Origin of the sequence: Persicitalea sp. (genome assembly GCF_041751555.1) — a bacterium.
Taxonomy (GTDB): domain Bacteria; phylum Bacteroidota; class Bacteroidia; order Cytophagales; family Spirosomataceae; genus Persicitalea.
Genome location: NZ_JBGSXF010000733.1, coordinates 1 through 8,419, shown reverse-complemented (window position 1 = coordinate 8,419; position 8,419 = coordinate 1). Strand labels below are relative to the sequence as shown.

At 46.9% G+C, this 8,419-nt stretch carries 5 protein-coding genes; 1 reads left to right on the top strand and 4 read right to left on the bottom strand.

Annotation, left to right across the window (positions count from 1 at the left end; genetic code table 11):
- Positions 1–328 precede the first annotated feature (328 nt).
- Positions 329–2,419, top strand: coding sequence for a tetratricopeptide repeat protein (locus ACEW8P_RS25650; protein WP_373515911.1), 2,091 nt, complete (start codon positions 329–331; stop codon positions 2,417–2,419).
- 26 nt (positions 2,420–2,445) lie between these two features.
- On the opposite strand, the gene ACEW8P_RS25645 is transcribed toward ACEW8P_RS25650, so the two are convergent.
- The 4 genes from ACEW8P_RS25645 to ACEW8P_RS25630 all read right to left on the bottom strand — a co-directional run.
- Complete coding sequence (locus ACEW8P_RS25645) at positions 2,446–3,165, bottom strand: LytR/AlgR family response regulator transcription factor (protein ID WP_373515910.1); 720 nt, start codon at positions 3,163–3,165, stop codon at positions 2,446–2,448.
- Between the two features lie 158 nt (positions 3,166–3,323).
- The gene (locus tag ACEW8P_RS25640; RefSeq protein ID WP_373515909.1) at positions 3,324–5,771 is read right to left on the bottom strand and encodes an outer membrane beta-barrel protein; all 2,448 of its coding nucleotides are present in this window, start codon (positions 5,769–5,771) and stop codon (positions 3,324–3,326) included.
- A 307-nt stretch (positions 5,772–6,078) separates the two neighbouring features.
- Positions 6,079–8,052, bottom strand: a complete 1,974-nt coding sequence (locus ACEW8P_RS25635; RefSeq protein ID WP_373515908.1) for a M1 family metallopeptidase — start codon at positions 8,050–8,052, stop codon at positions 6,079–6,081.
- A 71-nt stretch (positions 8,053–8,123) separates the two neighbouring features.
- A partial coding sequence (locus ACEW8P_RS25630; protein ID WP_373515907.1) for a nuclear transport factor 2 family protein occupies positions 8,124–8,419 on the bottom strand: 296 nt, incomplete at its 5' end.

The window sequence follows — 8,419 nt, the reverse complement described above, 5'->3', positions numbered from 1 at the left end:
CGGCTTCTATTTCTGCTCGGGTCTGCGACGGATCGGGAGCGGCTATTTCGGTGGTTTCGGCAGCTTCCTGCTTTTCGGTTGAATCGTTGCAACTCAATGTCAAGAGAGCGACTAAGATCAGGACGATGTTGAGGTAGTTCTTGGTTTTCATGATAATGAGATGGTTTAGGAGTAGTCAAAAAAAACTTGATGAAAGTAGCAGCGATTGAAAGAACAATCGAAATACTGCTTCGCCAATCTACCGGAAATGTTACTTTCAAGAAACCGATCAAGGACGAACATAGGCGAAAAGTGTCCGAAGGGGCCGTTTTATTTACCGGGCGAAAAAATGACCGTATCTTTACAGCCCTCGATATTCTCCCGCTCCGCTTTGATGATGTCGCTCCAAAAGCTTGTTTTCGCGAGTCTGTTTCTCATGTCGAGTCCCTCTGGGGGCTTCGGTCAGATTCTCGACTTCAATCGCAGGAGTCCATATCAGCAAGTTTTCGTCGATACTGACGAGTTTGGGGCCGACTACTTGCAATCGCTCGAAACCGCCCTGAATAATCCAGCGCTCAAAACCGCCAAACAAAACACCGCCGGACGACGCTCCGAGAGTAACGACTCTCTGTACTACGCCATCCTGAACGATCTGGCCTACTACTGGCACACGCGCAATCTGAACACTGCTCTGGATTTGGCACAAGAGGGCTTACAACTTACAGAACAGAGAAATAATCCGCTTTGGACGGGTCGATTCCAGATTACCCTCGGGGCCATTCTACTCCGACTTGAAAAGCTGGACAGCGCAGAGGTAATACTTGAAGAGGCTCGTAAAAAAGTATCGGAACGGGATTTGGCCTTTCTCAATACCCAGTTGGGCTATGTTTACGAGCGACGGGGACAGCTCGACAAGGCAACCAACTACGCCATGGAGTCGCTGCGCTTGGGTCGGAAGTGGCAAGATAAGAAAGCCATAGCGCTGGCTTACAGCGATCTGAGTAATATTTTCTGGAAACAGGCGAAATACAAGAAGGGAGTGGAATACGGGCTCGAATCGCTGGCCATTTTCCAGCAGCGCGGCCTGGATGACCTGGATTACGACTTCACGTTGTATGTAGTGGGCAACAACTACCTGGAATTGAAACAATACCAAAACGCGCTGTACTACTACCAGCGGGCGATCGTGATTGGCGAGCGCTACGGTTTTTACAATAACCTGAGCGACATTTATATTTCTCTCGTAGATCTGCACACTTACCTTAACAAATACCAGCAAGCGGAGAAATCCGGAAAAAATGCTATCAAGTACGCCGAACTTCTCAGCAACAATTTTATGGAAATGCGTGCCTGGCTTTCAATGGGCAAGCTACACAACAAGCAGGGCGACTTTACTGAGGCGACGGCCGACTTGCGCCGCAGCATCGCCATCGCTACCGACGACTTCGGTGATGAGTACTACCTCAGCCAAGCCTATCAGGCGCTGGGGGAAGCTTTGGCCGGAAGCGGCAATTATCGGGAGGCGGTCGAAGCTTTTAACCATTACGACAAACTTAAAGACAAGGTCTTTTCCGCCGAGTCGGATCAGCGGACACTACGATTGCAGACGGAGTTTGAAGTGGCACAGAAAGAAAACACGATTGGCTTGCAAGAGGCAAGACTGGAGCAGCAACAACAACGGCAGACTTTCACTACCATCGTGGCATCACTACTCCTCTTCTTGCTGCTGTTGCTCTACCTTGTCTATCGACAAAATACCCGCAAGAATCGTTTATTACAACGTCAGAATCAAGAAAAGGAGGTGCTCCTCAAGGAGGTACACCATCGGGTAAAAAATAACCTGGAAATTATATCGAGCCTCCTGGCCCTCCAGTCTTCTTACCTGCAAGACCGGGGAGCGGTCGAGGCACTGTTGGATATTCAGAACCGCGTCCACTCGATGGGTTTCGTGCATCAGCAACTCTATCAGGGAAAGAAAGTAGTGCGTATAGCCATGAGCGACTATTTTAGAAGTTTGGGCATTCACTTGCTGCAATCGTACGGTAAGCAGGAAACGGTCATGATCGACTACCAACTTGAACCAATCGACCTTGACCTCGATACCGCCATTCCGCTGGGCCTTATTATCACCGAACTACTTTCCAATGCCCTCAAATACGCTTTTCCGGACGGTCGAAACGGAACCGTTCGACTTGACGCCCAACGGAAGGACGACAACCTGATCATCGTATCAATTGCTGACGACGGTATCGGCCAAGCTATCGGAACGGAGCGCCGTCCGACGGAGCGCCGCCCGACGGAGCGCCGCCCGAACGCAGCGCAGGGAACGGGCTTTGGAATGCAAATGGTGCGACTACTCACCCGTCAGCTCGACGGGCAACTAACCGAAGACTTCACCGCGGGCACCCGCATTTCGTTTGCATTCAGGCTGATGTCCTGATATTTATCGGTAGTTGTCTCAGACAATCAGATAGAATGAAGCCTGTTCAAGAGTTCTTCCCGCATCGACTTGCCCATCGGAACGATCTTATCCACTACCGTGATATGATTTTTTCCTACTTCCTCAATCATGGCGATGTTTACGACAAAAGAACGATGTATTCGAAGAAAGAGGCCCTCCGGCAGTTTTTCTTCCATTTCTTTCAGAGTCGCTACCAACAGATATTCTTCCTCCCTGGTCTGGATGCGGCAGTAGTTCCGGTCGGCTTCGATAAACAGAATATCATCGATCATCACCTTGACCATGCTGTCGTTGTGGCGGACGAAAATCCGGTCTTCAAATACAGCTGATCCTGAACTACTCGATTCGGTATTTGGGGTAGATGGAATACGAGTGGCCACCAGTTCGATGGTGCGCCGTAACTCCTGCGCTTTAAAGGGTTTTGACAGAAAGGCGAAGGGATTGGTAGCCTTTGCTGCTTCAAAATGGGCATCGTCATCGTTCGCTGTCAAATATACGACAGCCACATTATGCTCCCGCTGCAGTCTTGTTACGGTCTGAATGCCATCCAATACTCCTTTAAGTTGAATGTCCATGAGTACCAGGTCGGGCTTTTGTTCCCGCGCCAGTACCAATGCTTCTTCGCCCCGCGGTACAGTGCCGCATACCTCGTACCCCAGATTTTCCAGCTGTAGGGTAAGGTTAGCTGCGATGAGCATTTCATCCTCGACAATCAGAATCTTCAAGAGGAAGTCGTTTATGTGTGTGTAGTTTTTATAAAAGTAGGAGGAAAAAACAAGACATCCCAAAGATATGTCGGGCTACCCAAGGCTATCGGTCAAAGGCAGCCCGATTTTACCATCATCGAATGCTGGTGGATTATTTTTCTTCCTCCTCTCCACTATCAATTCGCCCGGCTACTCTCATCTTCCGACCCCGTGCGACGCTGCCGGGCGGCTTTCACTTTCTGGTTGCCGAAGGTGTAGGTCAGGTTGAGCAAAGCGACTCGGCTATCCCATTGTACTTTTGCATACGACACCAGTTTTCCGGGTACATCCATCCGGGCGATCCAGCGGTTGGTATAAAAAACATCCTGCAAACTGAATTTTACCTTGAGGGCTTCGGTCAGGGTTTTCTGGACACCGATGTCCACCGACCCCAACCAGGGAGAAATATTGAGGAATTGGGTGGATGGGGTTGACACCCAGCCCGATAGCTCAGCGGACCAGCCCTTGCCCAACAGGAAAGCGTTGTTCACATTCAGCCTACCGGCTAAGTTGTTGATGCTGATGGACTCTGACTCATAGTCCAACTGATATTGGTTAAAATAACCCATGGCGGTAGTCTGAACCTGCCAGCCTTTCGTGATGGTGAGCGGCAGACCCGCCGTGATGGAGTACCCCTGAGCATTTCCGACATTTTGCCAGATGATATACCTCTTGTTGCCTTCGAATCCATAAAATATGCTATTCACAAAATCAGTCGTCAAATTAGCCCCGAGGGCCAGAAAAATACCGTTTTTAAGCCCATAGCGCAGCTCGAAAGCCGAGGTATATTGGGGCCTGAGAAACGCATTGCCCTGGGAGAAAGCAAAAGGATCCACGTAACTCCGCGCCGGGTTCAAGTTCTGATAATTGGGCCGGTCGATCCGGTAGCTGTAGGAGAGGCTCAACGACCGCCCGTTCGACAACGGACGAGACACAAATACACTCGGGAAGAAATTGAGGTACTTGCGGGCAATGACCTGATTCAGGGTAAGGGAATTTCCCTCAGAACGGGTATGCTCCATCCGCAAACCCAGCTGCACATTGGTTTTGAGACTACCGACTTTCCCGATGCCCCCGGTGATACTTGCGTAGGCCGCCCCTACCCGCTCGGAGTAAATAAAGTGGTTAGAAAGCTCCGGGTTTATCTGGACATTGTCCGACAAACCGTCCCGAACCGTCAGGTCATTGTCCGTGGTAATGTCGGCCATTTTCAGGCCCGTTTCTATTTTCCAGCCCTGAGCCAGTTCCCGGCTATAATCGGCCTTGGCCGTCCGGATTTTTACGGTCGTAGGTTGATGATTAAAGAGCGCATTGGTAGAAGCATTATCGCCATTCTGAGAAATGGTATTCGTAAACAGCAGGTCGTTGGTAAAATCCCGATTGAATTGGCCGTAGTCTATATCTGCGCTCAGTTGCCCTTTCTCACCAAAAGAATGTTGTACATTGAGGTTCGCAATCTGATTCTTGCTCAGGGAGTTGATTTTCTTGTGCGTATCGGCCTGCAAGTAGGGGGCTCCGCCATCGGTTCTGGAAAAAATACTCTGGGCGGTCCCATCTTCCGTATGGCGACTCCAAAGCCCGGTCCAAACAACGCCAATAATTGTGTTTTTGGTGGGTGAAAAGTCAATACCGGCCTTGGCATTCTGCCCCAGATCCCGCATGGGGAGGTAACTGGTGGAAGTTCCATAGGTTTGCCGTCCGGGATCGGATTCCGTCGGATCAGGTTGAATGGAAGTGTACAATAAACTAAATAGATTCCCCCCACGGTTTAGGCTATACGAGCCAAACAAATTCAGCTTTGCCGTGCGATTGTTCAATTGCAGGCTCGCCCGCTCCTTATCGTAGATTCCTGACCCACCTGCCAGCGAAAGCGCCCCGTTCGTACCCAGGCTGGCGTTCTTTTTGAGCCTGATGTTGATGATGCCCGCGTTGCCGGCAGCGTCGTAGCGCGCGCCGGGATTGGTAATCAGCTCGATGGTGGCAATGTTATCGCTCGACATGGTGCGCAACAGCGCGACCACATCCTGCTGGGACAGATAGCTTTGCTTACCGTCGATCTGCACGATGACCCCGGCTTTCCCTTTCAACTGAATCTGGTCATTCTGGTAGTCCACCGTTACGCCCGGTGCTTTTTGCAGCACTTCCAGGGCGGTACTGCCGCTACCGATGATACTGCCTTCCACATTAACCACCATGCGGTCGATTTGCTGCTCCACGAAGGGCTTCTTGGCGGCGATGCGTACTTCATCCAATTCATTGACTGCCACCGACATTACGATGTTGGGTAGTGACTTCCGAGAATCAGCCAGTTCAAAATAGGCCGTAAAATTCTCATGGTATCCCACGGCGGACGTCTTGACCAGATATCGGCCCGACGGTAGTCCTTCAAGGACATATACCCCTTTCGGGTCAGAAGCGGTGGCTTTTACCAGGGTCGAATCCTGGGCGGCCATCAATCCGATGGTCACGAAAGGGATGGGTTTGCCCGCCTCATCCAGTACCTTTCCGTCGAGGGTACTTTGGGCAAATAACGTGCTGCCCGACAGGCAAAAAATAGCGAGAAAAATAGCTTTGAGGGTTTTCATGTTGGTAGTTGTTTAAAAGATTCATGGATAGAAAAACCCGGTTATCAAACTACATCCAACAGGACGACTTGCGATTGAAACCGATGGGTCAAAATTAGGGGTCGAAAACTCCCCGGAATTGGCCCATTGTCTCAATGACAAGGCCTATTGTCTCAATGATTTAGTCTATTGTTGCATCGGCTCCTTTCGGGACTAATCCGTGGTCGGTGTCGTATGGACGTGGTTCATCGTTGTTGTACATTTCTTACGCTTCACCGTGGTCTGGTGTCTTCACAGACCACGGATAGAGGCTTGCTTTTTATCAGTACTATTCATTTTTCACATTCTTAAAACCAGCCACATAAAAATTAGCATCAATAATCAATTCTTTGGCGGTGTCTTTGGTGTACTCGTGTGTCCAATTGGTTGTTGGTTTAATCCATTGCTCTTTGTTATCAAGTTTTACTTTTAAAGGCATATCAAATCCTGCTACGGCATTAATCCAGCGGTAGGCAAATTTGTTATCTTCAAAATAGTATTCTAATGTTGGGATTTGAACAGTTCTTAAGTACTGATCAAAAAAGGGTTTTAGGTTCAAACCTGACTGTTGTGCAATGTAATTTTCAATCTCTGCTGTGGTTACTGTTTTATGGTAGAATTCTGTATTTAAACCCGTTAGAATGGCTCTCCACTTTTCATCATCATTGATCACTTGCCTTAACGTATGCAAAAGGGTAGCACCTTTCGTATAAATATCTCCCGAGTAATCCTTGTCATTTACGTCGTAATCTCCAATAATTGGGATTTTATTTTCGATGTTATGAGAAATACCTTTCATATATTCTTCGCCAGCTTTTTTTCCATAATGATATTCCACATACAAGGCTTCAGAATAGTTAGTGAATCTTTCATGCACCCACATATCTGCCATGTCTTTGTAGGTAATGTTATTTGCAAACCATTCGTGACCAGATTCATGAATAATCAAATAATCGAATTTTAATCCCCAACCAGATTCTGACCTATCTCTACCACGCTGACCATTAATATATCCAGAGTATCCAACAGAACTTTGATGCTCCATGCCAACACCTTCTACAAGCTTATAGCTGTCTTCATAAAATGGATAAGGCCCAAACCAATATTCAAACGCTTCTAACATTAAATGTGCCTGTTTAAACTGAACCTTGGCTTTTTCAAGGTTTTCGGGTAACACATAATAATCACATACTAATGTTCCTTTCATCCCCTTGTATGGGTCTGAAAAATGGACGTAATCTGCCACATTGAGAGCGACTCCGTAATTGTTAATTGGGTTTACCACCGTCCATTGATAGGTTGTTGTGCCATTTTTATTTTTTTTGGTTGCTGTTAGCTTACCATTGGCAACAGCCATAAGCTCTTCGGGGACGGTTACACGTATTGTCATCCCATTATCGGGCTCATCGTACATGTGGTCCTTGTTTGGCCACCACAAGCTCGCACCTTCACCTTGACATGACGTGAAGACAAACGGTTTACCATTCGCATCTTTTTCCCATGAAAATCCACCATCCCAAGGAGCTCTTGGTGCTTCCTTTGGGTTTCCTTCATAGTACACCTCGATCTTTTTTGAAGACCCTACCAGTTGATTTTCTTTCAGTTGGATGAAATACGCATTCCCTTCCCGTGCAAAGGTTAACGATTCACCCGCTTGAACGACTTTAGTGATTTTCAAAGGCTCTTGCAGGTCAATTTGCATTGCCTTTTTGGGTTCTAATACGGTATATGTGATGGTATTAGAACCTTTAATGAACTTGTTTTCGATATCCAATTTAAAGTCTAAATCGTAGTGCGTTAAATTCCACCATGCCCTTTCATCGGTTATTTTCCCTCTTAAAGTGTCTTGCCTTGTATATGTTTTTTCGACTATTGGAGCAATGGTCATATCACGTTCAATAGGACTGCGACTCAAAGTAACGGGTTCTATTTGGCGACCATTCACATAGAAAAAGCCTTTGTAAGTGTCCGTTTCATTATCTTTTTTCAATTTGAAATTAAGCTTAAAGTTATCGTGCGTTAATTCAAATAGAAGTGAATCGTTCTTAACGGTCACATGATCGAGTGGTGCATTAATTGTGCTAATCCAGGTTTTCCATTGCCAGTTGAAAGTCCCCGAATAGTAGTCGTTATTCTTATCTATGACGATTTCTAAACTCGCATTTGGGTTTTGAGTTTCGTACCATTTACCAGTTATGTTTTGCCCAAATAAGGTGTAAACAGATAATTGGAAGCACATTAGAAGGAGTATTGCGCTTTTCATTGTTTTTATTTATTTATGATGAATAATCTTTTTGGGAAGTTAATTTACTGGGTAAATCGATTGATGAAAATTTATTCACCCATGGCATCAGCAAGTTTTTTGGTATCGACAAATTGCTGAAATGCGGTTATTTTTCCGTTTTTTAATGTCCACAGATGAGCCACTTGTCCGTCATATTTTGTCCCGTTTTTTTTCACTTTTGCATTGTAGCGAAGTGTGGCGAATACCTGGTTATTTTCCATGGAATGCAGTTTGACATCCGTAAGATTGAAATACTCATGATCTGCCAAAATACGACCAAAAACACCTTTCAAAATTGCATCTGGCCCGATGTACGGATTGCCATCTGCGTACATGTTTTCTTCGG